The following is a 21,619-nucleotide window of genomic DNA, read 5'->3' on the forward strand; positions in this document are numbered from 1 at the left end:
CCGACCTGCTGCGGCTCGACCCGCGCGCGGGGGCCGGCGCGGTGCCGGCGGCGCTCGGCGGCGGGCTGCGCGGCGCGCGCGACGCCAAGCCGGCCGGCACTGCCGGCTCCTGGACGCTGCCGGGCGGCAGCGCGGCGACGACCAGCAGCGACGGCGCCGAGGTGACGCTCACGTTGGCGCCGACCGCCGCCCTCGCGCGGCGTCTCGCCCGCTAGGCGACCGCGCGCTGCGCGGAGACGGCGGCGCCGCGCACCGCCAGCAGGCGGCCGAGGTCGGCCGCCTGGCAGCGGATCTCGGGCACCGCGGTCGTCTCCCACAGCTGGCCGCGCCGCAGCGCGCCGAGCGTGAAGAGTCGGGTGGAGGGGTGGCCGTCGCAGTCGCGCAGCTCGCCGTCGGGCCCGCAGTCGAGTCCCAGCCCGAGCGGCCCGGCGCGGCCGAGCCTGTCCTCGATCAGGCTGGAGAGCAGCGGGTCGCCGTCGGCGCCGGGCGCCGGGTCGGGGCCGGTGCAGTTGACGACGGCGCCGACCTGCAGCTGCTCGACGCCGGTCTCGGTGCGGTAGGCGACCTCGATCGCGTCGTCGGAGAGCGGCTCGATCCGCTGCAGCGAGCCCGCGCGCAGCGACAGCCGGCCGCTGTCGCGCAGCTCGCGCACGCGCGCGGCGACGCCGGGCGCCATGCGGTGGCGGTGGATCTCCCAGCGGCGCGCGTGGCGGGCGAGGAAGCGCGCCTGCTCGCCGAGCGGCAGCGCTTGCCACAGCGCCTGCGTGTGCGGTCGCACGCCGTCGATCGCGGAGCGCCAGTCGCCGCCGGCGGCGACTTCGGCGAGCGCGGCCGCCTCGACGTGCGCCGCGAGGCGGTCGGCGGTCAGCGGGCCCAGCGGCGGGCGGAACTGCGTCACGTGCGCGGGCGGGGTGGAGCGGTGGGCGCGCGGCAGCACACCGCGGCGCGAGAGCGCGATCAGCTCCGGCGATTCGTCGTGCTCGCCGCCGAGCGTGACCGCGACGTCGACCATCGTCAGCCCGCTGCCGACGATCAGCACCCGCTCGTGGCGCGCGAGCGCGGCGATCCGCGCGTGGTCCCAGGGGTCGGCGACGTAGCCGGGGTGGTCGAGCAGGCCGTCGGCGGCGCCCGGGGGAGTGCGCGGCCGGTTGACGCCGACCGCGACGACGACGGCGTCGGCCGTCAGCTCGCCGCTGGCACGCGTCACGACCGTCGCCGGGCGCTCGTCTCTGCCGTCGACGATCCGCAGCGCCTCGTCGTCGCGGCGCTGGAAGGTCACGACTCCCGGAAGCCGGGCGGCGGCTCCGGCCAGCAGCTCGCGCAGGTACGCGCCGTAGGCGAGCCGCGGCGCGAACGTGCCGGCATGGGCGGTCGCGTCGCGCGCGTGCAGCCAGTCGAGGAAGTCGCGCGGCGCGTCCGGCAGCGCGCTCATCCCGGCGGCGGTGACGTTCAGCAGGTGACGCGGATCAGGGGTCGAGAAGGCGACGCCGGGCCCGAAGTCGCGCGTCCGCTCCAGCAACGTCAGCTCCAACGGCCCGCCCTGCCACGCGCGCAGCAGTTGGACGGCGGTCGCCGAGCCGGCGAACCCCGCACCGATGACGACGACGCGGTACGGGGTGGAGGGAGCGAGCACGACCCAAAGTAGATCAAATGGATCGGCTAGGGGCACTCTTGGTCACCCCGCGCGCCGTCGCCAGCGGCCCAAGAACGACGAAAGCCCCGCCGTGGCGGGGCCTTCGTGGAAGGTGGCCCAGCTAGGACTCGAACCTAGGACCAACAGATTATGAGTCTGCTGCTCTAACCAACTGAGCTACTGGGCCCTGCAGGAAGCGACGCTACCAGAGCGGGCCGGCGCCGACACTGTTCAACTGTCCTCGGAGCTGGAGCCAGCCTCCGCGGCGCGGCGCGCCTCGTTCTCGCGCACCGCTCTGTCGGCCGCTCTGTGGCCGACGAACGGCACCAGCGCGCAGTAGACGAGCTGGGGGAGCATCTCGATCAGCTCCTCCGCCGAGTTGCGCAGCAGGCGCGTGTAGATGATCTCGTAGATCCCGCCGACGACTATGTCGGCCGCCAGCTCCGGCACGACGACGTCTCTCGGCGCCTGCTCTCTGCCCGGCTCCAGGAAGTCGACGAAGACGCGCATCGCCGCATCGCGCCGACCGCGCGCCTCCGGGCCCGCGGCGACGACCTCGACGATGCACATGCGTGCGAACGCCGGCTCGTCGACGAGATAGTTGACGAACGCCTCCAGACCGTCGTGGACGCGGCTGGTCCACTCTCTGCCGGCGTGCTCGTACGCGTGCCCGACGCCCGTGAGCATCTGCTCGACGACGGTGTCGTAGGCGGCGAGGAAGCACTCCTCCTTGTCGGTGAAGTGCTCGTAGAAGGTGCGGCGCGAGAGACGGGCGCGGGCGATGATGTCCGCGACGGTCGTGTTGGCGTAGCCCTGCTCGGCGACCGCCTCGGCGACCGCGAGCAGCATCCGCTCCCGCTGGTTGTGGACGATGAAGCGGCGCGGAAGCCCGTGACGGCCGCGCGGAAGGCGCTGCGGTGATCGATCTGAGGCTGCGGCCACCTGGCGACCATAGACACGCTCTGAAAACATCTATGTCCTGCCCGTTCGTCCGAGGTCGGGTGCGACGGCCAGCAGCGGGCCGGCGGCGGGCGCGATCCGCCGCGCCGCGGCCGCTCGCGCGGCGGCGGCGCGGGTGACGCCGATGAACGGCACCAGCCACACGTACAGCACGTCTGGGACCAGCTCCGGCAGCGTCGCCGCCTGGCGGTTGAGGATCCGCGCGTAGATCACCTCGTAGATCCCGCCGACGACGACCTCCGTCATCACGTGCGGGACGGCCGGCCGGTCGTCGTCGCTGCGACTCTCCTCGAGGAAGAGGGCGAAGCGGCGCATCGCCTCATCCCGGCGCGCGAGCGCGCGCGGCCCGGCCGCGAGCACCTCGACGACGCACAGCCACGCCAGATCCGGCTCCGCCGCTGCGAAGCCGAGGAAGGCGGCGAAGCCGGCCTCGAGCGCGGCGCGACGCGAGCTGGTCGGCAGCGTTGCGGTCCGCACGCGCGCCATCACCCGCTCGACGGTCGCGTCGTACGCCGCAAGGAAGCACTCCTCCTTGTTCGCGAAGTGCTCGTAGAAGCTGTTGCGCGAGACGCCCGCGCCCGCGACCACCTTGCTGACCGATGCCGCGCGATAGCCGTCCTCGGCGACGACATGCGCCATCGCCGCGATCAGTCGCTCGCGACGCGATTGCGCCGTAAAGCGGAGCGGAGGTGACGGCACCGCCGGCAGGGGATCGAGCTGTGGTCCCACGAGGCCGACAGTAGCCGCTGTGCAGCGCGTTGACAACAGAAGACGGAGACGTTTATAGTTTTTCTGCGCATCGGCGGCACGGGGCCATGCAAAGCGACACGACGGAGTCGTGCGGGCGTACGACACCTCGGTACCTCTCGTCCGAGCGCTGTGCGCCCGCAGGGTTCCCTCCCCCGGGAACACCCGGTGTGAGGCTACGTGCCAGCCTCACGCTCGACGCGGCCGGGGCGTGCGGATGGGATCCGCCCCGGCCGCGTCATTTAACTGACAGCGCCCCGACCAGCGGGGCGCCGTGCCAACTCTCCTGACCGTCGGGTCGGGCTCAGACGCGCGCGATCTCGCGGGCGAGCCCGGCATCCCCGACGGCCGACCGCTCCGGCAGATCGGTGCGTCGCAGCATTCCGATCAGACGGCCCTCGTCGGTCACCGGTGCGCTGTCAAGGTCGCCCTCGACGAGCGTCGTCCACACATCGCTGAGCGGCGCGTTGGCGTCGACGACGGAGACGCGGTGGGCGAGCAGCCCGATCCGCACCGAGTCGGGGTCGCGGCGCTCGGCGACGACGCGGACCACGTCGCGCTCGGACAACATGCCGACGACGTTGCGGTCGTCTCCGCAGATCGGGAGCGCCTCGACCCCGAACGCGGCAAGCTTTCTCGCGCCTTCGAGCACCGTCTCGTACTCGCTGACGCACTCACCGATGCCGGTGACGAACTCCCGTGCCGTCTTGCACATACTGCTCCTCCTGTATTGCGCCCCCCAATTGCACTTGCACGAACTTGGCGGTGTCACAGCAGGTTCTGAACGCAAAGGTCCCCACCTTTGCCTGCTGGCACACCCGCCAAACGGCGGACCGGCCGGTTGACGCGACCTCCTCCAGGAATCGTGCGGATGGGAGAGATCAGCTTGTCAGTCAAGACGCTCACGTTCAAGTGGCAACCGTCTCGAACTGTTCAGTGGTGAGATGGGCGCGCCCAGGCGCCACGGGCTCGCCGGCCCGCGAAGACGGCGCGCCCGCGCTTACACGGGCTGCTTGGAGAAGATCTGCAGCTCGCTGATCGCCGCGTGGTCTGACCCGGCGGGCAGCCCGGTGACCCAGATCAGCACGAACCGCGCGGTCGTCCCGGCCGGCAGCTCGATCGTCGTCTTGCCGGGCGAGTTGGTCTTCGTCGCGACGTGCGACCAGCCGGCGGCGGTGATCGACTTCGGCGGACCGCTTCTGGCCGTGTAGACCTCGAACGACATCCCCGGCGTCGGGGTGCTCAGCACCAGCTTGGTCAGTCTCTCCGCGCCGGCCAGGTCGACGTAGACGCCGAGCTGGGGATGAGCCGCGGGATCCTCGAAGACGGGCGTTCTCCACGACGTCGAGGTCGAGCCGTCGACGATCGCGCCGGCGTCACCGAGATCCTCGTCGCCGCTCGCGTACGGGGCGTAGGGGACGGCGACCGCGCCGAGCGCGATGTTGGTCTCTCTCAGTCTCGGCTGCGCCGGTCTTCTCTCGGTCGCTCTCTCGTCGCCGCTGTCGTCGGTGACGCTGCCGTCATCGCTGTCGACGTCCTCGTCGGAGTCGTCGGGCGGCGGCGGGTTCGGCGTCGAGGTGTCGACGTCGTCGGAGTAGTCCGGGACGGTGTTGTCGACGGGCGGGGTGGAGGTGCCACCTCCGCCGGAGCCGATCCCGCCACCTCCGCCACCGCCGCCGGTTCTGTCGGCGCTGCTGTCGGGAAGCGTCAGGTCGTCGCTCGTGTCGGGCAGCGTTGTGTCAGCGGGCGGAGGCGTCTCGACCGAGGGGGTCGTGACCGGCGGCGGCTGCTGCGCGACCGTCGTCGCCGGCGGCGGCGGCTGCTTGCCGTCCTGCAGCAACGTGAAGCCGGCGGCCGAGGCGGCGCCGACGAGCACGGTCAGCGTGGTGGCGATGCCGACGACCGGCTTCAGCGTCGAGCGACGCGAGGTCTGCGGCAGCTCAGCCCCGCATTCGAGGCACCAGCGCTGGTTCTCCTGGGCGGGCGCCGAACAGCTCGGGCAGGGGCGCTCGGGCGAGGACTCCATCGGTCACACGCTACCCGATCGCTCCGGCGTGTTCGCCACCAGCGTGTGAACGCCGCCCACGCGTGCGGCCACGGCGCATGCGCGCGCAGTCGTGGGATAAGCTCCTGCACATGTTGACGTTTGCGATGTCCACCGCCACCAGTTACACGATCGCGCTGCTGATCACCTTCCTCGGGATCGGCGTCGTCGCGAACGTCCTGATCGTCTACGCCGTCGCGCAGGTCGCCGGCGAGCGCGCGCAGAACGCAGAGCTGCGCAACGCCCCGATCGAGGGCTGACCGCCTCATCGCATCGGCCGGCGGCGTCGCCGCCGGCCTTTCTCGCAGCTCAGAAGGGCAGCGTGCCGGCCACGTCGGACAGCCGCGGGGCGTTCGCGTCGCGCTCGGAGACGATCGGCTCGACACCGGCCGGCCACTCGATCCCGACCTCGGGATCGTCATAGGCGATGCCGGACTCCGTCGCCGCGTCGTAGTAGTTCGAGCACTTGTAGGCGACGTCGGCGACCTCGCTCGTGACGATGAAGCCGTGCGCGAAGCCGACCGGCACGAACAGCTGGCGCATCGTCTCGTCGTCGAGCACGACCGCCTCCCACTCGCCGAAGGTCGGCGACGCTCTGCGCAGGTCGACGACGACGTCGACGATCGAGCCGCGCGAGCAGCGGATCAGCTTCGCCTGGCCGGGGGAGGTCTGGAAGTGCATGCCGCGCAGCGTGCCGCGGTGCGAGCGCGAGTGGTTGTCCTGCACGAACTCGACGTCGACGCCGGCCGCCGCCCACGCGTCGGCGCGGAACGTTTCCGCGAAGAAGCCGCGGTGGTCGCCGAAGACGCGCGGCTCCAGCAGCCGCAGGCCGGAGAGCTTTGTGGGAATCGTCTGCATCGGCCGGCCAGCTTAGAGACTGTCGTCCTGGACCGGCGCCGCGGGAGCGCGCGCGGAGAGGTCGGTGAGCGCACATCGTGCAGGAGCGGCCCGGCGTGCGTCGAAACCTTCGCTGCCTATGAAGCGAGCCACCGCCACGACTCCCACAGCGCCGCCGCCACCGCACGGCCACCAAGCGCTCTCCGACTACATCACCGCCCGCTTCGACGAGTTCTCGCGCTCTCAGAAGGATGTCGCGCAGTACATCGTCGACCACCTCGACGAAGCCGCCTTCCAGACGGCCGAGGAGCTGGCCCGCCGCGCGTCCACGTCGTCGAGCACCGTCGTGCGCTTCTCGCAGGCGCTCGGCTTCGAGGGCTTCCCGGAGCTGCAGCAGGCGGCGCGCGACGAGTACCGTCGCCGTCCTGCCGGCGCCGGCAGCGTGCCGGCGGCCGACGCGGCCGCCGCCGCGCCGCTCTTCTCGCTCGACCAGACCGAGTACGAGACGGCGCTCGCGACCGACCACGTCAACGTCGAGGAGACCGCGCGCAAGCTCTCGCGCAGCGAGGTCGAGGCGGCGATCGAGGCGATCGCGACCGCCGGCAAGGTGCTGATCGCCGGCACCGACCAGATGGCCTTCTTCGCCAGCTATCTGCGGCACCTGCTGTCGCTGCTCGACATCCGTGCCGAGGTCGTCGCCAGCCCCTCTCAGGAGGCGCTCGGCCGGCTCTCGCGGATCGATGAGACGACGCTCGTGATCGGCCTCTCCGCCGGTCGCCCGCATCCGCTGATCGCGCGCACGATGAAGCTCGCGCGTCATCGCAGAGCGCCGACGATCGCGATCACCGACGCGACGCTCTCCGAGGTCGCTCGGCTGGCGCGGGTGCGGCTCTACTACTCCTCCAACAGCCCCGCCTACGTGCGCTCGCACACGGCGCTGCTGTCGTTGATCCAGGCGCTGGCGTACGGCGTCTACTCGCGCGATGCGCAGCAGTACGACATGCGCATCAAGGCCTACCGGCTGAAGTAGTCCTCACGTCGCCGGGCCTGCGCAGGCTCGCGCTCAGCGCTCGGCGACGTACAGACCCTGCAGCCCGCGGCCGAGCCGTCCGCGGACGTCGAACAGCACGCTCTCCGCCAGGCCCGCCCCAGCGGAGCCGATCCGCGTCTTCGCGTCGAGGCCGACCCACTCGCCGTCGGGCAGCCGCTCGACGTAGACGGTCAGGTCCGGGTTGATGAAGAGGTGGCTGCTCCACGGCACCGCCGCGCTGATGCCGTTGCCGAAGTCGGCGGCGGAGACGAGCCGCTGCAGCGGGCTGGTCGGCTCACCCGCGACCAGCGGCGCGCGCAGGCGGAACCAGGCGACCGCCGGGCCGACCTCGTCGAAGAGGCCGCGCGCCATCCGCACCTCCATGCCGTCGCGCGCGAACATCGTCGGCCCTTGCTCGAACAGCGCCATCCGCACGGGGTCGCTCTGCTCCGGCCCCGGCACCCGCGGCGCGGGGTCGATCCCCTCCGGCGCCGCGACGCCGGCCGTGCGAACCCGCAGCGCGACGGCGCGGCAGACGACCGTCTCGCCGGCGTGCAGCAGCGCCTCGACGAGCTGGACGCGGCCGCCCGGGCGCGCGATCCGCGTCTCCACCCGCAGCTCGGTCAGCGGCACCGGCCGTATGAACTCGTAGGTCAGGCGGACGACGGCCATCGGCACGTCGCTGGGAATGAGCTCCAGCGCGCCCGCGAGCAGGCCGCCGGGAGCACCGCCGTGCTGCGCGCCGGGATCCCACGGACCGCGTGCCAGCTCGGTCGGCTGGTAGCGGCCGTCGCCCCGTGGCAGGAAGATCGCTGCGTCGGACACGGCCGGCGATGCTAGCGGTGCTCCACGGCGGTGCGTCGAGGCAGTCCGCGTTGGACGCTGGCGGAATGCCTCTGGCCGAGGGTCGCAGCTATATTCCGAGCAATGCGCGACGAAGCAACGTTCACTGTCAAGGCCGGCCTCGCCGAGATGCTCAAGGGCGGCGTGATCATGGATGTGGTCACCCCCGAGCAGGCGAGAATCGCCGAGGCCGCAGGCGCCTGCGCCGTGATGGCGCTGGAGCGCGTCCCGGCCGACATCCGGCGCGACGGCGGCGTCGCTCGCATGTCCGATCCCGAGATGATCAAGGGCATCCAGGAGGCCGTCACCATCCCCGTGATGGCGAAGGCCCGCATCGGCCACTTCGCCGAGGCGCAGGTGCTCGAGTCGCTCGAGATCGACTACATCGACGAGTCGGAGGTGCTGACGCCCGCCGACGAGACGCACCACATCGACAAGTGGGCGTTCAAGGTCCCGTTCGTCTGCGGCGCGACCAACCTCGGCGAGGCGCTGCGGCGGATCGGCGAGGGTGCGGCGATGATCCGCTCCAAGGGCGAGGCCGGCACCGGCGACATCGTCGAGGCCGTGCGCCACATGCGCAAGATCAAGGGTGAGATCAAGCGCCTCCAGGGACTCGACGACGCCGAGCTGGCGACCGCCGCCAAGGACCTGCAGTCGCCGCTGGACCTCGTCCGCTCGGTCGCCGCCAACGGCAAGCTGCCCGTCGTGCTGTTCTGCGCCGGCGGCATCGCGACCCCGGCCGATGCCTCGCTGATGATGCAGCTGGGCGCCGAGGGCACCTTCGTCGGCTCCGGCATCTTCAAGTCGGAGAACCCGGAGCACCGTGCCCGCGCGATCGTCGAGGCGACGACGCACTTCGCCGACGCCGAACGCGTCGCGGCGGCGTCGACCGGTCTCGGCCAGGCGATGTTCAGCCTCGAGACCTCGAAGCTCGAGTCCGAGCAGCTCCTGTCGCAGCGCGGTTGGTAGAGGACCGCTTGAGCGCCCTCGTCGGCGTCCTGGCGCTGCAGGGCGACTTCGCGGCGCACGCCGCGATGCTGCGCGGTCTCGGCGCCGAGGTGCGCGAGGTCCGCGTCCCGGCGGACCTCGATGACCTCGACGGTCTCGTGATCCCGGGCGGCGAGTCGACGACGATGACGCTCGGGATCGAGCGCGAGGGCCTCGGCGATCCGCTGCGGGCCTTCGCCGCCTCCGGCGCACCGGTGTTCGGCACCTGCGCTGGACTGATCATGCTCGACCGCGACCACCTCGGGATCATGGACGTGCTCGCGACCCGCAACGCCTTCGGCCGCCAGGTCCACTCGTTCGAGGAGGACCTGGAGATCGCGGGCGTCGACGGCCCGCCGGTGCGGGCGATCTTCATCCGCGCGCCGTGGGTGGCGGAGCGCGGCGAGCAGGTCGAGGTGCTCGCCGCTGTCGACGGCCACCCCGTCGCCGTTCAGCAGGGGAGCCTGCTGGCGATCTCATTCCACCCGGAGCTGAGCGGCGAGACGCGCCTGCACGAGCGCTTCCTCGCGCTGATCAGATCGGCTGGCGATCGCGGTCGCGCGCGTAGCGCCTGAACGAAGCCTCGAACGCGTCCCAGTCCCAATCGAGCGGGGGAGGCTTGGGGCCGCGGCCTCCGCCGCCTCCGCCACCGCCTCCCTCGTCCTCGTCGGTCCCGGGGGAGTCGCCGCGGCCGAGCCAGCCGGCGGCGCAGACCAGTTCGCTGGCGACCGTCAGCGCCAGCACGCCGGCGACGACTGAGCCGGAGACGAGCGCCAGCGCCGCGATGCCGTAGCAGAGCAGTCCGATCGCGACCATCGCCCCGCGTACGCGCAGATCGACCGCTCTGGCCGGTGGCGGCGCGAGGTATGCGAGCAGCAGCGACCCGATCAGCACCAGCGCGAGGGTCAGCTTGAGAGCCGTCGCCATGGACTATGTGTACCCGTTTCGCAAACGGGGTGCACAGTCGGATGGCGCGTGCGCGCGCCCTCGGCTCACAGGAAGTCCAGCTCGATCGGCCCCATCGGCTCACCGCCCGAGACGGCGATCCGGCACCGTTCGACCAGCTCCCGCTCCAGCTCGAGGTCGCAGCTGCGGCGGTGGAAGCGCGGCAGCTCCTCCTCGGCGCGGTCGAGCAGCAGGTCGGCGCGCGCGCCGCCGCCGCTGAGCGCGCCGAGCACGAAGGTGCGCACCCGCAGCCAGGGATGCTCGCCGAGCAGCAGGCGGCCGCGCACGTCGTCGATCCGCGCCGAGATCGCGCGCGCGTCGACGCCGCACGCCCGCTCCAGCTCGGCGATCCCGAGCTGCGCGTGGATCCAGCCGACGACGTGGCCGTGGCGCAGCGCGTCGGCGCTCGCGCGCAGCAGGTGGCTCTCGGCCTCCGCCAGCCTGCCTTGGCGCCGCAGCGTCTCGCCGATCCCCAAGTGGCAGGCGACCTCGCCGTCGGCGTTGCGGTGGTCGCGGCGGGCCGCCATCGCGTGGAAGCGCGCGAGCGCGTCGTCGAGCTCGCCGAGCGCGAGCTGGGCGCGGGCGACCGCGCGATCGGCCGTCACGGCGACCCATGGATGTACGCCGCCGCCGCGACGGGCGCGGCGGGCGGCGGCCGCGGCGACCTCGTAGGCGCCCTCGAAGTCGCCCGCGAGGCGCAGCGACTCTGACAGGATCACGCGCCCCCACAGCGGCAGCGCCTCCTGCGGCCGCTGGTCGGGGCTGCGGTTGGCCTCCTCCAGCTCTTCCAGCGCCCCCGCGTAGTCGCCGGCACGGCGGAGCTGCTCGGCGCGCAGCCGGTGCAGGCCGCTGACGGAGAACCAGGCGCCGGCCCAGCCGTTGATGACGGCAGCGGAGAGCGGGGGAGGGTCGAGCACGGTGGAGTCGCGCTCGAGCTGCTCCAGCTCCTCCAGCAGCTGCTCGCAGAGCACGCCGGCGACCGACAGCGCGCCCATCCAGGTCAGCGTCAGCGAGCGCTCGGCACCGGCCTGGACGGCGAGGTGGAGCGCGCCGGCCTCACGTGCGGCCAGCTCGAGCTGCGCCCACGACTCGCACGCGACGACCGCGCGGCCGCGCGCGCGGTCGCGCAGCGCACGGCTGAAGATCACGGCGACGCCACCGCTGTCCAGCGCCCCGTCTGCTGCCATCCACTCTGCGGCCGACATCAGCACCCCCTGTGCCCCGTTGCTGCCCCCGTGCGCCCCTCACGCCCATCCTGACCGCGCGAAGGCGCGGTGTCCAGCGAACTTCTGCCGCGCGGGCGTTCACGCGCTCGCGCGCTCGCGCTCCGTCTCCTCGCGGGGAGGCATCGCAGCGGCCTGCTCAGCGGCCGCGCGCGGGCCGAGAAACGGCGCCAGCGCGCAGAACAGCAGCTGCGGCAGCAGCTCCGGCAGCTCTGCCGTGCTCTCCTGCAGCACACGCGCGTAGATGATCTCGTAGACGGCGCCGACGATCGCCTCGGGCATCAGCGGCGGGATCGGCGCCTCGTCGCCGGCCGCCTCGTAGCCGGGGGAGAGGAACTGCATGAACTCGCGCAGCGCGCCGTCGCGCCGCTGCAGCGCGCGCGGCCCGGCGGCGAGCACTTCGACGAAGCCGACGCTCGCCTCATGCGGGTTGGCGGCGAGCGCTCTGAGGCCCGCGTCGAGGACGGCGTGCAGGCGCTCTGGCCACGAGCCGCCGGTCTCGTAGGCGGCGCGCGCGCCGTCGAGCGCGTGGTCGAGCAGCTGGTCGAAGGCCGCGAGGAAGATGTCCTCGCGGTCCTGGAAGAACTCGTAGAAGGTCTTGCGCGAGACCCCGGCTCTGGAGATGACCGCGCTGACGGTCATGCCGGCGTACCCCTCAGAGCCCGCTATCAGCACCGCCGCGCCCAGCAGGCGTGATCGCTGCGAGTTGACCACGTACTCCCGCGGCAGCCCGTGGCGACCGCTGGGGAGCTGGGCCGGTGTCCAATCCATGTCCTGCTCCTTCACCTGACCCATTGCACGTCAGCGCGAGAAGTTAACACAACCTCCCGGCGTTTCCGACGCCGGTCGCGGAGGCCCCGTGCGCTGGGGTCAGACCGGACGCCGGGGCGTTCCGAGCAGCATGAAGGTGTAATGCAGCAGCTCGTCGCTCAGCTGCGGGAGGCGCCCGTACTCGCCCCGGACGATGTGCGAGTAGAGCAGTTCGTAGATGCCGCCGACGATCGCTTGGGCGACCAGCTCGGGGGGCGGTTCGGCGCTACCGCCGAGCTGTCCGCGACCGGCATGGATGAAGGCGGCGAAGCGTTGCATCGTCGCGTCGCGACGGGCGAGGCCGCGCGGACCCGCGGCGAGCACCTCGACGACGCAGAGGCGGGCGAAGGCAGGTTCGGCGGCTAGCAGCTCCAGCAGTGCGTCGAGCGCTTCCTCGATCCCCTCGCTCCACGTCTCGGCGGCGTCGAAGGCGTCGGTCACGCGACCGAGGCACAGCTCGACCATCAGGTCGTAGGCGGCGAGGAAGCAGTCTTCCTTGTCGGCGAATCTCTCGTAGAAGGTGCGGCGCGAGATGCGCGCGGCGCGCAGCACGTCAGCGACCGAGGTGGCGATGTAGCCCTGCTCGGCGACGGTCGTCGCCATCGCGTCGATCAGCCGCTCGCGCTGCGAGGCCGGCAGAAACTGCCGCGCCGCCGTCCCGCCGTCGCCTTCCCCGCTCTCGTCCGCCCCGGTCATGGTGTCTCCGACGTACAAATACGTGCGCGTTTACAATATCCGATGCGGGCCGCTGATCGCTGGGCGAATGCGCCGCTGAATGTGCAAGATCGCTTTAGCAATCAGACAGATCTCGACCGTTTCTCTCCGTCACAGCTGGCATTTCTGGCTGTTCAGCCAGGCGTTCAGCGAGTGGACATGACAATGAGAGTCATGTAGGTTTCTAGGGGACGCTGGTGTTTCAGACCGGCACTGGGCTTGGGGGTGCAAGCCCGTCACTGGTCGGCTGAAGAGGCGTGCCCGTCCATCCACGGGTGCGCCGGCGTCGCGTTGAGCTGACGAGAGGGGATCAGTCGTGCAGCCATGCGAACTGTCGGGCATCAGACGACGGCGGCAGTGGTCGCCGGACGCTCGTGCTCTGGGGGTGATCGGGGACCGTTGGATGTTGTTGATCGTGCGCGAGCTGGCGTTCGGGCCCAAACGCCTGTCCGAGCTTCAGCGCGCCTTTCCGGGCCTGTCGACCGGTGCGCTGGAGCAGCGCCTGAACCGGATGGCGACCGAGGGGCTCATCACGCGTGAGCGCTTCGCCGAGGTGCCGCCGCGGGTCGAGTTCGACCTGACCGACGCCGGTCGCGACCTGCTCGCGATCCTCGGTCCGGTCGTCCGCTGGGCGATGCGCTGGGCGTGGTCGCCGCCGAACGCCGACGAGTGGGTCGACGTGACCGCGCTCTTCCGGCTGGCGGGCTGCGTCGTCGCGCCGCCCACCGGCGTCGACGGCGAGGTGGAGCTGATCGTCGAGGACGACCTAGAGGTCGCGCTCGACCTCTACACCGTCGCGCTGAGCGACGGCGAGGCGGCCGTCACGCACAGACCGGCGCAGCGCGCGGACGCGGTGATCAAGGCGACGCCGGGCGCGTGGGCGCGCGCGTTCGGGCCTGACCAGGCCTGCGCCGACCTGCGCATCAGCGGCGACGCGCAGCTGGCCGAGCTGTTCCTCGCCAGCTTCCAGACGCCACGTTCGGAGTTGCAGTAGCGCGGCCGTCGCGCCGGCCGCGCACGGGGGACGAGGCGCGACGGCGCGGAGGTCTTTGGGGAGACCTCCGCGCCGCCCCTCGAAGCGCGCCGACCACGCGCGCGTGCGGCTCGCCGCGCCTCGCCGCGGGCCCGCAGCGCGCGCGGCGCGTGAGGCGCCGGGCGGCGCGTGTGATTCACTGAGCCCGTGGCCGTCGAACCGACTCGCAGCGCTCCCCTCAAGCCGTGCACCTACGGTCTCTGCGACGGCAGTGGCATGGTCGTCGACTGGGAAGCGAACGAGACCTACCGTTGCCGCTGCTGGCCAGAGCAGGTTCAGCGCCGCCGCTCCAGACGGCTCTCGCGCGAGATCCCCAAGCGCTTCCGCAACATCGGCTTCGAACGCGAGCCAGTGCCGTCGATCGCGCGCACCGCGCCGGACGTCGTGCGCGCCGTGCGGCGCTACAGCGAGCGCGTCGACGAGATGCTCGACAGAGGCGAGGGGATGTGGTTCCTCGGCAGCCCGGGCACGGGCAAGAGCCACCTCGCCTACCTGATCTCGCAGGCGGCGCTCGCGGCCAACCGCTCGGTCGCGATCTACACGGGCCCGCGGCTGCTCGACGAGATCCGCCGCACCTACGGCGACGAGGACTCCGGCAGTACGCTGGACCTGATCGACCGCCTCACCTCGGTCGAGCTCCTGCACGTCGAGGACCTCGCCGTCGCGCGCCCGACCGACTGGGTGCTGGAGCAGCTGTACAACATCATCAACGGCCGCTACGAGAACGAGAAGTCGATCGTCTTCACCTGCGACCTGACCGGAGACGCCGAAGAGGGCTCCGACGCGATGGACCCGCGCTGGCTCGCCAGACACATCACCGAGCGGAACTTCTCGCGGCTGGTGGAGATGTGCGGCGACCCGCAGCTGCTGATGGGGCCCGACAGCCGCGTCGGCTACCGGCCCCACGCGTGGGAGTCGTGAAGGACCGTCGCCGGCAGCGCCCGCACGACTGGACGCCAGATCAGGACCTGCTCGACCAGCAGCTCGAGATCGCGACCGACCCCTCGCGCGTCGAGCGGATGCGCGGCGAGCTGGAGATGGGCTTCAGGGCGCTCTCCGACGTCACCAACGGGGTTGCCGTGTTCGGCTCCGCCCGCACGTCGGAGGACGATCTCGAGTACGCGCTCGGGCGCGAGCTGGGGCGGAGGCTCGGCGAGGCCGGCTGGGCCGTCGTCACCGGCGGCGGCCCGGGCACGATGGAGGCCGCCAACCGCGGCGCGCAGGACGCCGGCGCGCTGTCGGTCGGCCTCACGATCGACCTGCCGTTCGAGGCCGGCCAGAACGACCACATCGACCTCGCGCTGAACTTCCACTACTTCTTCACGCGCAAGGTGATGTTCGTTCGCTATTCGCGTGCGTTCGTGGTGATGCCGGGCGGCTTCGGCACGCTCGACGAGCTGTTCGAGGCGCTGACGCTGATCCAGACGCGCAAGATCCTCAGCTTCCCCGTCGTGCTCGTCGGCCACGACTTCTGGGATCCGCTCGTCGACTGGCTGCGCGACACGCTGCTGGCCGGTGACAAGATCTCGCTGGACGACATGGAGCGGTTCGTCGTCGTCGACACCGCCGAGGAAGCGGTCGCCTGCGTCGAGGAGACGTGCGGCCCGGCGCGCGCGGGCGCCTAGCGGCGGGTCAGCGCCGCGCCTGCACCGAGGCGACGCCGCCGAGCAGGGTCGCCGGCCAGCTCGCGACACCGGTTCCAGCGCGGTCGGCGTGCAGCACCTCCAGGCCGAGCGCGCGCAGCCGCTCGACGAGCGCCTGCTGCGGGATCCGCACCCGCTGCGCCGACGCGGCGGCGCCGCCGCGCAGCCGCTCGGTCAGCGCCGGCAGCCCCGCAGCCGGCTGGGCGACGGTCAGCAGGCCGGCCGGCTTCAGCAGCGCGGCAGCGTGCTCCAGCGCCGTCCGCGGCTCCGGGACGCGGCCGAGCGACTGCCAGAAGACGATCGCCGCGTAGCGCCCGCCCAGCTCGGTGATGTCGATGCCGGCGTGGACGTTGAGGACCGGCCCGGGCGGCGCCATTCGCTCGACCCGCCGGGCGATGCGGCGATGAGCGTGACCGCGCAGCGTGGCCGCGAGCGCGCAGCGTGACAGCGCGGCGTCGTCGAGGCCCGTTCCGGCGGCGGCGAGCGCGGTGTCGCCTGCGTGGCCGGCGTCGAGCCGCCGCGGCAGCGTCAGTGCCGGCCAGACGCCCGTGCGCGACCCGCACGCAGCGCAGCGGCGCGTCACGCCGGCGGGCCCGAGGGCGCCGTGCAGCGGCCGCTCGCACCAGGCACAGACCAGCATCTCCTGCATCGCGTCGGGGGAGTCCGCGATCACGTGGCTGACGCTACAGCGGTCGTGCGGGCGGTGCGCCGGTTTGGGAGCTTCAGGACCAGGTTCAGGCCGGTGCGGAGAGCGCTTCGAAGCGCACGACGCCATCCTGCTCGTGCTCCTGCACGCTGCCGTCGCGACGCAGCAGGTCGACGTGCCCGAGCACCTCGGACAGCGTCAGGAATGCCTGCGTCACGGCGACGTTGCCCCACATCCGCTGGGCCAGCTCGTAGGCCGTCAGCGGCCGCTCCTGCAGGAGGCCGAGGATCTTGCGGGCGCGGCGCTCGGTCATCACGGCGCGCTCGTCGATCAGCGAGACGTGGTCGGTCACCGGTTCGCCATGCCCCGAGAGCACGATCCGCGCCGGCAGCTCGCGCGTCTGCGCAAGCGAGTCGAGGTAGCTGCGCAGCGCGTGCGGCCGCTCGTCGCTCGGCCGCTCGCCCGGCAGCGGCAGCGGGCGCGCCACGAGCGGGTTGGAGGAGATGTGCTTGATCAGGTGGTCGCCGCCGATCAGCAGCTGCCGCTCGGCATCCCAGAAGACGGTGTCCGACGGGCTGTGGCCGGGGCGGTGCAGCACTTCGAAGGTGCGGTCGCGCAGTCTCAGCGTCGCGCCGTCGGCGAGCGGCCGCGTCAGCTCCGCGCCGCTGCCCCAGCCGCGGAAGGCCGTCGAGACCGCTTTCAGCGCCTGCGCGACGTCGGCCGGGATGCCATGGCGGTTCATCAGCGCGACGGCGAACGCGTCGTCCAGCTCCGCCGCCGCGACGTAGTCGCCGAGGTACGCGCCGAGCCGGTCGATCGCCGCGACCTCCGCGCCGGAGCGGCGCACGAGCACGTCGACGAGGCCGATGTGGTCGAGGTGCTGGTGGGTCAGCACGATCAGTCTGAGGTCCTCGACGCGGTGACCGTGGCGCGCCAGCGCCCGCTCCAGCTCGTCAAGCGCCTTGCCGGAGTTCGGTCCGCAGTCGACGAGCGTCAGCGGCTCGTCCTCGATCAGCCAGCAGTTGACCCTGCCGACGAGGAAGGGCGTCGGGATCGCCAGCTCGTGGATGCCGGCGCGCGCCGCCTCGGCGCGCGCCTCCTCCGCTGTGAGCAGCTCCCCGTCCATCCGGCTGATCAGCCGCGGATCAGCGCGAGGACCTCGTCGCGGCGCCGCTCCATGTCGGCCTCCGAGACGAGCGATTCGAGGTTGAGCCGCAGCAGCGGCTCGGTGTTCGACGCGCGCACGTTGAAGTGCCAGTCGTCGTAGTCGACCGAGAGACCGTCGAGGTGCTGGATGCGGCCGTCGGACCAGCGCCGCTCGATCGCTCTCATGATCGCCTCGGCGTCACCGACGGTCGAGTTGATCTCGCCCGAGATGAAGTATCTGCTCTGCAGCGGCTCCAGCAGCTCGCTCAGTCTCTTGCCCGTTCTCGACAGCAGCTCCAGCACCAGCAGCGCCGGGATCGTGCCCGAGTCGGCGCAGTAGAAGTCCTGGAAGTAGTAGTGGCCCGAGACCTCGCCGCCGAAGATCGCCGCGGTCTCTCGCATACGGGTCTTGAAGAAGGCGTGGCCGACGCGGTTCATCAGCGCGGTGCCGTGGCTGGCGCGCACGACGTCGCGGACGGCGCGGCTGGCGCGCACGTCGTAGAGGACGGTCGCGCCCGGCGCCTTCTCCAGCAGCGACTGCGCCAGCAGCGCCGTGAGGAAGTCGCCGTCGACGAAGCGGCCGGTGTCGTCGATGAAGAAGCAGCGGTCGGCGTCGCCGTCCCAGGCGATCCCGAGGTCGGCTCTCTCCTCGATCACGCGTCTGATGATGAACTCGCGGTTCTCCGGCAGCAGCGGGTTCGGCTCGTGGTCGGGGAAGTTGCCGTCCGGTCTCCAGTAGGAGGTGACGAGGTCGAGGCCGAGCTGCTCCAGCAGCGGGCCGACCATCGGTCCGGCCATGCCGTTGCCGCCGTCGACGACGACCCGCAGCGGCTTCACCTGTCTGGGGTCGATGAACGACAGCGCCGCCTGCTGGAACTCGTCGTAGATCTGGACCGAGTCGCAGTCGCCGCCGCCGAGCGGATCGGGGATCCCGGTCTCGATCAGACGGCGGATGTCCTGGATGCCGCTGTCGCCCGAGAGCGCGAGCGCGCCCTTGCGCACGAGCTTGGCGCCCGTGTACGCCTTCGGGTTGTGCGACGCGGTGCACATCAGGCCGCCGTCGAGGTCACGAGAGCCGACGAGCCAGTAGAGCATTTCGGTGCCGACCTGACCGGCGTTGAAGACGGTGACGCCCTCGTGGACGAGACCGTCGCGATAGCGGGCGGCCAGCTCAGGGGCGGTGAGCCGCATGTCGCGGCCGAGGGCGACCGTCAGGTCGGTGACCTTCTTGCCGCTGAGGTCGGCGAGGACATGCGCGAACGCGCGACCGATCAGCTCGGCCACGTCGCCGTCGATGTCCTGCTCGTAGAGCCCGCGGATGTCGTAGGCCTTGAAGATGTTCGGTGAGACTTCGCGCATGTGTACCGGGCATCCTATGGGGCGCGGGCGCGGAAGTGCTTTGACATGATCTCGCCCCCATGGAGCCGGGCGAGCTGACCGTCGTGATCCTCTGCGGGGGACGCGGCACACGACTGCAGGAGCACACGCAGTCGATCCCCAAGCCGCTCGTCGAGATCGGCGGCCGCCCGATCGTCTGGCACGTGATCGAGCTCTACCGCGCCTACGGCTTCCGCCGCTTCGTGCTCTGCACCGGCTACAAGGGCGAGCTGATCGAGCGCTTCGCCGCCGCCGGACCGTGGCCGGCGGGCGTCGAGGTGAACTGCCTCGACACCGGCTTGGAGACGCCGACCGGCGGGCGCGTGCGCCAGGCGCTGCTCGATCCCGCCGGCGTCCCCGCGGGCGCGCCCTTCTGCGCCACGTACGCCGACGGCGTCGCCGACATCGATCTGCGCGCGCTGCTCGCCGCGCACGCCGCCAACGTCGCCGCGGGCGGGCTGGCGACGATGACGGTCGTGCGCCCGGAGCTGCAGTTCGGCGTCGCCGAGCTGGACGCCGACGGGCGCGTGCGCGGCTTCCGCGAGAAGCCGCGCGCCGAGCACTGGGTCAACGGCGGCTTCTTCTGCTTCGAGCCGGACCTGCTCGACGTGCTGGAGCAGGACAGCGTGCTGGAGCGCGAGCCGCTGGAGCGGCTGGCCGCCGCCGGCGCGCTGCACGCGCACAGACACGAGGGGTTCTGGGACTGCATGGACACGTACAAGGACGCGATCCTGCTGAACGACCTGTGGGCGGCGGGACGTCCGCCGTGGGTCCCGGCCGCGGTGCGCGCGTGAGCAGGTCGGTCTTCGTCACCGGCGGCTACGGACTGCTCGGCGCCTGGCTCGTGAGAGCGCTGGCAGAGCGCGGCGACCGCGTCGTCGTGCTCCAGCGCGACCGCACGCCGCGCAGCGCGCTGCTGCTCGACGGCGGGCTGGAGCAGGCGCTCGACGTCGTCCACGGCGACCTCAACGAGCCCGGCCTCGTCGCACGGGCGCTCGGCGAGTACGAGGTCGACACCGTCTTCCACCTCGCGGCGCAGACGATCGTCGGGACGGCGAACCGCTCCCCGCTGGCGACCTTCGAGACGAACGTGCGCGGCACCTGGACGCTGCTGGAGGCCTGCCGGCTGCACGGCGCCGAGCGCGTCGTCGTCGCCGCATCCGACAAGGCATACGGAGCCAGCGCGACGCTGCCCTACCGCGAGGACCACCCGCTGGAGCCGCGCTTCCCATACGACGTCAGCAAGGCGGCGACCGACCTGATCTCCCGCTCCTACTGGCACACGTACGGGCTGCCGGTCGCCGTCACGCGCTTCGCCAACCTCTACGGCGGCGGCGACCTCAACCGCTCGCGGCTGGTGCCGGAGGCGATCGGCGCCGCGCTCGCCGGGCGGGCGCCGGTGATCCGCTCCGACGGCACGCCGGAGCGCGACTTCCTCTACGTCGAGGACGCCGTCGCCGCCTACCTGCAGCTCGCCGACGCGCTCGACCGCGACGCCGACGCCGCGCCGGGGGCCGAGCGGGCCCGCGGCGAGGCGTTCAACGCCGGCGGCGGCGCTCCGCACGCGGTCCTCGACGTCGTCGCGCGGATCTGCCGCGTCGCCGGCACCGACGTGACGCCCGACGTGCGCGGGGCCGGCACGCCGGCCGGCGAGATCGACCGCCAGTACGTCGACCCGTCGAAGCTGCGTGAGCTGACCGGCTGGAAGCCGGCGGTCGGGCTCGACGAGGGGCTGGAGCGCACGGTCGCCTGGTACCGCGCGCATCCCGCCGCGCTCGCCTGAACCGCGCCGGGGCGCTACTCGACGGTGATGCTGCCTTCCATCCCCGGGTGGATGGTGCAGACGTAGTGGATCGAGCCGGATCTCGTCGGCGTGAAGGAGAAGCTCTCGCCGTTGGGGAACAGCTCGGACTCGATTCTCTCGCCGTCGGTCGAGACGACGTCGTGCAGCACGTCGTCCTCGTTGACCCAGGTGATCTCCTGGCCGACTCTGACGGTGATCGTCGAGGGGCTGTACGCGATGCCCTTCATGACGACCTCGACGCCGTCGCCGGAGTTGGTCGCGGGCGCGTCGGAGCCGGCCGTCGTCGACGTCTCGGCGGGCGCGCTCGTCGTGCCGCCGGAGCCGCCGGAGTCGTCGTCGCCGCAGCCGGCCAGCGCGAGGGCGCCGACGGCGAGCAGGAGGGGGAGAGAGAGGAAGCGCTGCATGGGGGATCACTTTCGTCGGACGGGCACATACAATCACGCCCATGGCCGGACATTCGAAATGGGCGGGAATCAAGCACAAGAAGGCGATCGTCGACGCGAGACGCGGCGCGGCCTTCACGAAGCTCGCGCGTGCGATCACGGTCGCGGCGCGCGAGGGCGGCGGCGACCCTGAGCTGAACGCGACGCTCGCGAACGCGGTCCAGAAGGCGAAGGACGCCTCGATGCCGAAGGACAACATCGAGCGCGCGATCGCGAAGGGCACCGGCGAGGGCGCCGACGCCGACGCGATCGAGTCGATCCTCTACGAGGGCTACGGCCCCGGCGGCGTCGCGCTGCTGATCGAGGCGCTGTCGGACAACCGCAACCGCACCGGCGCCGACGTCCGTCACATGCTCTCCAAGCACGGCGGCAGCCTCGGCGAGCCCGGCTCGGTCGCCTACCTGTTCGACAGACAGGGCGTGATCGTCGTCGACGCCGACAGATACTCCGAGGACGACCTGATCGTCGCGATCGACGCCGGCGCGCTCGACATCGAGCAGGACGAGGACGTCTTCGAGATCCTCACGGAGCCCTCCGACCTCTCGGGCGTCCGCAAGGCGCTCGAGGAGGCCGAGGTCGCGATCCAGAACGCCGAGGTGACGCAGCGCCCGAAGACGCGCGTCAACCTCGACGAGGACGCCGCGACGAAGCTGCTGAGACTGATCGACGCGCTCGACGAGAACGACGACGTCAACGAGGTCCACGCGAACTTCGACGTCGACGCGGACGTTCTGGAACGAATCGCCGGCTGAGC

25 protein-coding genes, 1 tRNA gene and 1 pseudogene are annotated in these 21,619 nt (G+C 71.9%); 11 read left to right on the forward strand and 16 right to left on the reverse strand.

Annotated elements, in window-relative coordinates; all coding sequences use genetic code 11:
- Positions 1-215, forward strand: a pseudogene (locus tag R7226_RS12340) (hypothetical protein); the annotation flags it as partial.
- Here the strand turns inward: R7226_RS12340 and R7226_RS12345 are convergent.
- The 6 genes from R7226_RS12345 to R7226_RS12370 all read right to left on the reverse strand — a co-directional run bounded on the left by R7226_RS12345 (position 212) and on the right by R7226_RS12370 (position 5,366).
- Complete coding sequence (locus R7226_RS12345; RefSeq protein ID WP_318597466.1) at positions 212-1,633, reverse strand: FAD/NAD(P)-binding protein; 1,422 nt, start codon at positions 1,631-1,633, stop codon at positions 212-214. The pseudogene R7226_RS12340 and the gene R7226_RS12345 overlap by 4 nt on opposite strands.
- Before the next feature lie 113 nt (positions 1,634-1,746).
- A tRNA-Ile gene (locus R7226_RS12350) sits at positions 1,747-1,820 on the reverse strand.
- A gap of 44 nt (positions 1,821-1,864) precedes the next feature.
- Entirely contained in the window at positions 1,865-2,575 is a 711-nt protein-coding gene (locus R7226_RS12355; protein WP_318597467.1) for a TetR/AcrR family transcriptional regulator, read from the reverse strand.
- A 30-nt stretch (positions 2,576-2,605) separates the two neighbouring features.
- Positions 2,606-3,232, reverse strand: a complete 627-nt coding sequence (locus R7226_RS12360) for a TetR/AcrR family transcriptional regulator (RefSeq protein WP_318597468.1) — start codon at positions 3,230-3,232, stop codon at positions 2,606-2,608.
- A gap of 412 nt (positions 3,233-3,644) precedes the next feature.
- Positions 3,645-4,055 carry a CBS domain-containing protein gene (locus R7226_RS12365; RefSeq protein ID WP_318597469.1) on the reverse strand — a complete coding sequence of 137 codons (411 nt, stop codon included), beginning with the start codon at positions 4,053-4,055 and terminating at the stop codon, positions 3,645-3,647.
- Between the two features lie 285 nt (positions 4,056-4,340).
- Positions 4,341-5,366, reverse strand: a complete 1,026-nt coding sequence (locus R7226_RS12370; RefSeq protein WP_318597470.1) for a hypothetical protein — start codon at positions 5,364-5,366, stop codon at positions 4,341-4,343.
- Positions 5,367-5,491: 125 nt separating this feature from the next.
- Between R7226_RS12370 and R7226_RS12375 the strand changes: the two genes are divergently transcribed.
- Complete coding sequence (locus tag R7226_RS12375) at positions 5,492-5,644, forward strand: hypothetical protein (protein ID WP_318597471.1); 153 nt, start codon at positions 5,492-5,494, stop codon at positions 5,642-5,644.
- Positions 5,645-5,693: 49 nt separating this feature from the next.
- Here the strand turns inward: R7226_RS12375 and rfbC are convergent, their stop codons facing one another.
- Positions 5,694-6,242, reverse strand: coding sequence for a dTDP-4-dehydrorhamnose 3,5-epimerase (rfbC, locus tag R7226_RS12380; RefSeq protein ID WP_318597472.1), 549 nt, complete (start codon positions 6,240-6,242; stop codon positions 5,694-5,696).
- A 118-nt stretch (positions 6,243-6,360) separates the two neighbouring features.
- Here rfbC and R7226_RS12385 point away from each other — a divergent pair, with 118 nt between their 5' ends.
- On the forward strand, positions 6,361-7,251 hold the full coding sequence (locus R7226_RS12385) for a MurR/RpiR family transcriptional regulator (RefSeq protein ID WP_318597473.1): 891 nt from the start codon (positions 6,361-6,363) through the stop codon (positions 7,249-7,251).
- A 33-nt stretch (positions 7,252-7,284) separates the two neighbouring features.
- Here the strand turns inward: R7226_RS12385 and R7226_RS12390 are convergent, their stop codons facing one another.
- Entirely contained in the window at positions 7,285-8,076 is a 792-nt protein-coding gene (locus R7226_RS12390) for a thioesterase family protein (RefSeq protein ID WP_318597474.1), read from the reverse strand.
- Between the two features lie 102 nt (positions 8,077-8,178).
- Here R7226_RS12390 and pdxS point away from each other — a divergent pair, with 102 nt between their 5' ends.
- On the forward strand, positions 8,179-9,063 hold the full coding sequence (gene pdxS, locus R7226_RS12395; protein ID WP_318597475.1) for a pyridoxal 5'-phosphate synthase lyase subunit PdxS: 885 nt from the start codon (positions 8,179-8,181) through the stop codon (positions 9,061-9,063).
- Between the two features lie 8 nt (positions 9,064-9,071).
- Positions 9,072-9,656, forward strand: coding sequence for a pyridoxal 5'-phosphate synthase glutaminase subunit PdxT (pdxT, locus tag R7226_RS12400; protein ID WP_318597476.1), 585 nt, complete (start codon positions 9,072-9,074; stop codon positions 9,654-9,656).
- Here the strand turns inward: pdxT and R7226_RS12405 are convergent.
- From R7226_RS12405 to R7226_RS12420, 4 genes are all read right to left on the reverse strand, one after another.
- Positions 9,616-10,008 carry a hypothetical protein gene (locus R7226_RS12405; RefSeq protein ID WP_318597477.1) on the reverse strand — a complete coding sequence of 131 codons (393 nt, stop codon included), beginning with the start codon at positions 10,006-10,008 and terminating at the stop codon, positions 9,616-9,618. The genes pdxT and R7226_RS12405 overlap by 41 nt on opposite strands.
- A gap of 65 nt (positions 10,009-10,073) precedes the next feature.
- On the reverse strand, positions 10,074-11,231 hold the full coding sequence (locus R7226_RS12410) for a tetratricopeptide repeat protein (protein WP_318597478.1): 1,158 nt from the start codon (positions 11,229-11,231) through the stop codon (positions 10,074-10,076).
- 99 nt (positions 11,232-11,330) lie between these two features.
- The gene (locus R7226_RS12415) at positions 11,331-12,020 is read right to left on the reverse strand and encodes a TetR/AcrR family transcriptional regulator (RefSeq protein WP_318597479.1); all 690 of its coding nucleotides are present in this window, start codon (positions 12,018-12,020) and stop codon (positions 11,331-11,333) included.
- Positions 12,021-12,119: 99 nt separating this feature from the next.
- Positions 12,120-12,755, reverse strand: a complete 636-nt coding sequence (locus R7226_RS12420; protein WP_318597480.1) for a TetR/AcrR family transcriptional regulator — start codon at positions 12,753-12,755, stop codon at positions 12,120-12,122.
- A 403-nt stretch (positions 12,756-13,158) separates the two neighbouring features.
- On the opposite strand from R7226_RS12420, the gene R7226_RS12425 reads away from it, so the two are divergent.
- The 3 genes from R7226_RS12425 to R7226_RS12435 all read left to right on the forward strand — a co-directional run bounded on the left by R7226_RS12425 (position 13,159) and on the right by R7226_RS12435 (position 15,431).
- Positions 13,159-13,767, forward strand: a complete 609-nt coding sequence (locus R7226_RS12425) for a winged helix-turn-helix transcriptional regulator (protein ID WP_318597481.1) — start codon at positions 13,159-13,161, stop codon at positions 13,765-13,767.
- A gap of 186 nt (positions 13,768-13,953) precedes the next feature.
- Positions 13,954-14,727 carry an ATP-binding protein gene (locus R7226_RS12430; protein WP_318597482.1) on the forward strand — a complete coding sequence of 258 codons (774 nt, stop codon included), beginning with the start codon at positions 13,954-13,956 and terminating at the stop codon, positions 14,725-14,727.
- A complete protein-coding gene (locus R7226_RS12435; protein ID WP_318597483.1) occupies positions 14,715-15,431 on the forward strand; it encodes an LOG family protein in 717 nt (238 codons plus the stop codon). The genes R7226_RS12430 and R7226_RS12435 overlap by 13 nt, the downstream gene beginning before the upstream one ends.
- A 7-nt stretch (positions 15,432-15,438) precedes the next feature.
- On the opposite strand, the gene R7226_RS12440 is transcribed toward R7226_RS12435, so the two are convergent.
- From R7226_RS12440 to R7226_RS12450, 3 genes are all read right to left on the reverse strand, one after another.
- Positions 15,439-16,122, reverse strand: coding sequence for a methyltransferase domain-containing protein (locus tag R7226_RS12440; RefSeq protein WP_318597484.1), 684 nt, complete (start codon positions 16,120-16,122; stop codon positions 15,439-15,441).
- 61 nt (positions 16,123-16,183) lie between these two features.
- Positions 16,184-17,221, reverse strand: coding sequence for an MBL fold metallo-hydrolase (locus R7226_RS12445; RefSeq protein ID WP_318597485.1), 1,038 nt, complete (start codon positions 17,219-17,221; stop codon positions 16,184-16,186).
- An 8-nt stretch (positions 17,222-17,229) separates the two neighbouring features.
- A complete protein-coding gene (locus tag R7226_RS12450) occupies positions 17,230-18,600 on the reverse strand; it encodes a phosphomannomutase/phosphoglucomutase (RefSeq protein WP_318597486.1) in 1,371 nt (456 codons plus the stop codon).
- Positions 18,601-18,659: 59 nt separating this feature from the next.
- Here R7226_RS12450 and R7226_RS12455 point away from each other — a divergent pair, with 59 nt between their 5' ends.
- Together R7226_RS12455 and R7226_RS12460 are read left to right on the forward strand one after the other, a co-directional pair.
- Positions 18,660-19,412 carry a sugar phosphate nucleotidyltransferase gene (locus R7226_RS12455; RefSeq protein WP_318597487.1) on the forward strand — a complete coding sequence of 251 codons (753 nt, stop codon included), beginning with the start codon at positions 18,660-18,662 and terminating at the stop codon, positions 19,410-19,412.
- Positions 19,409-20,401, forward strand: coding sequence for an NAD-dependent epimerase/dehydratase family protein (locus R7226_RS12460; protein ID WP_318597489.1), 993 nt, complete (start codon positions 19,409-19,411; stop codon positions 20,399-20,401). The genes R7226_RS12455 and R7226_RS12460 overlap by 4 nt, the downstream gene beginning before the upstream one ends.
- Before the next feature lie 14 nt (positions 20,402-20,415).
- Here R7226_RS12460 and R7226_RS12465 read toward each other — a convergent pair whose 3' ends face one another.
- Positions 20,416-20,826, reverse strand: a complete 411-nt coding sequence (locus tag R7226_RS12465; RefSeq protein WP_318597490.1) for a cupredoxin domain-containing protein — start codon at positions 20,824-20,826, stop codon at positions 20,416-20,418.
- Positions 20,827-20,867: 41 nt separating this feature from the next.
- On the opposite strand from R7226_RS12465, the gene R7226_RS12470 reads away from it, so the two are divergent.
- Positions 20,868-21,617 carry a YebC/PmpR family DNA-binding transcriptional regulator gene (locus R7226_RS12470; protein WP_318597491.1) on the forward strand — a complete coding sequence of 250 codons (750 nt, stop codon included), beginning with the start codon at positions 20,868-20,870 and terminating at the stop codon, positions 21,615-21,617.
- Positions 21,618-21,619: the final 2 nt, after the last annotated feature.

It is taken from the genome of Conexibacter stalactiti (assembly GCF_033542075.1).
Classification (GTDB): Bacteria; Actinomycetota; Thermoleophilia; order Solirubrobacterales; family Solirubrobacteraceae; genus Conexibacter; species Conexibacter stalactiti.

Excerpts from the sequence above, each read along its gene's own strand:
- R7226_RS12360 (WP_318597468.1), bottom strand. The coding sequence starts at position 3,232 with ATGGCGCATGTCGTCGCCGAGGACGGCTATCGCGCGGCATCGGTCAGC.
- R7226_RS12365 (WP_318597469.1), bottom strand. The coding sequence starts at position 4,055 with ATGTGCAAGACGGCACGGGAGTTCGTCACCGGCATCGGTGAGTGCGTC.
- R7226_RS12370 (WP_318597470.1), bottom strand. The coding sequence starts at position 5,366 with ATGGAGTCCTCGCCCGAGCGCCCCTGCCCGAGCTGTTCGGCGCCCGCC.
- R7226_RS12375 (WP_318597471.1), top strand. The coding sequence starts at position 5,492 with ATGTCCACCGCCACCAGTTACACGATCGCGCTGCTGATCACCTTCCTC.
- rfbC (WP_318597472.1), bottom strand. The coding sequence starts at position 6,242 with ATGCAGACGATTCCCACAAAGCTCTCCGGCCTGCGGCTGCTGGAGCCG.
- R7226_RS12385 (WP_318597473.1), top strand. The coding sequence starts at position 6,361 with ATGAAGCGAGCCACCGCCACGACTCCCACAGCGCCGCCGCCACCGCAC.
- pdxS (WP_318597475.1), top strand. The coding sequence starts at position 8,179 with ATGCGCGACGAAGCAACGTTCACTGTCAAGGCCGGCCTCGCCGAGATG.
- R7226_RS12405 (WP_318597477.1), bottom strand. The coding sequence starts at position 10,008 with ATGGCGACGGCTCTCAAGCTGACCCTCGCGCTGGTGCTGATCGGGTCG.
- R7226_RS12410 (WP_318597478.1), bottom strand. The coding sequence starts at position 11,231 with ATGTCGGCCGCAGAGTGGATGGCAGCAGACGGGGCGCTGGACAGCGGT.
- R7226_RS12415 (WP_318597479.1), bottom strand. The coding sequence starts at position 12,020 with ATGGATTGGACACCGGCCCAGCTCCCCAGCGGTCGCCACGGGCTGCCG.
- R7226_RS12420 (WP_318597480.1), bottom strand. The coding sequence starts at position 12,755 with ATGACCGGGGCGGACGAGAGCGGGGAAGGCGACGGCGGGACGGCGGCG.
- R7226_RS12445 (WP_318597485.1), bottom strand. The coding sequence starts at position 17,221 with ATGGACGGGGAGCTGCTCACAGCGGAGGAGGCGCGCGCCGAGGCGGCG.
- R7226_RS12450 (WP_318597486.1), bottom strand. The coding sequence starts at position 18,600 with ATGCGCGAAGTCTCACCGAACATCTTCAAGGCCTACGACATCCGCGGG.
- R7226_RS12455 (WP_318597487.1), top strand. The coding sequence starts at position 18,660 with ATGGAGCCGGGCGAGCTGACCGTCGTGATCCTCTGCGGGGGACGCGGC.
- R7226_RS12465 (WP_318597490.1), bottom strand. The coding sequence starts at position 20,826 with ATGCAGCGCTTCCTCTCTCTCCCCCTCCTGCTCGCCGTCGGCGCCCTC.
- R7226_RS12470 (WP_318597491.1), top strand. The coding sequence starts at position 20,868 with ATGGCCGGACATTCGAAATGGGCGGGAATCAAGCACAAGAAGGCGATC.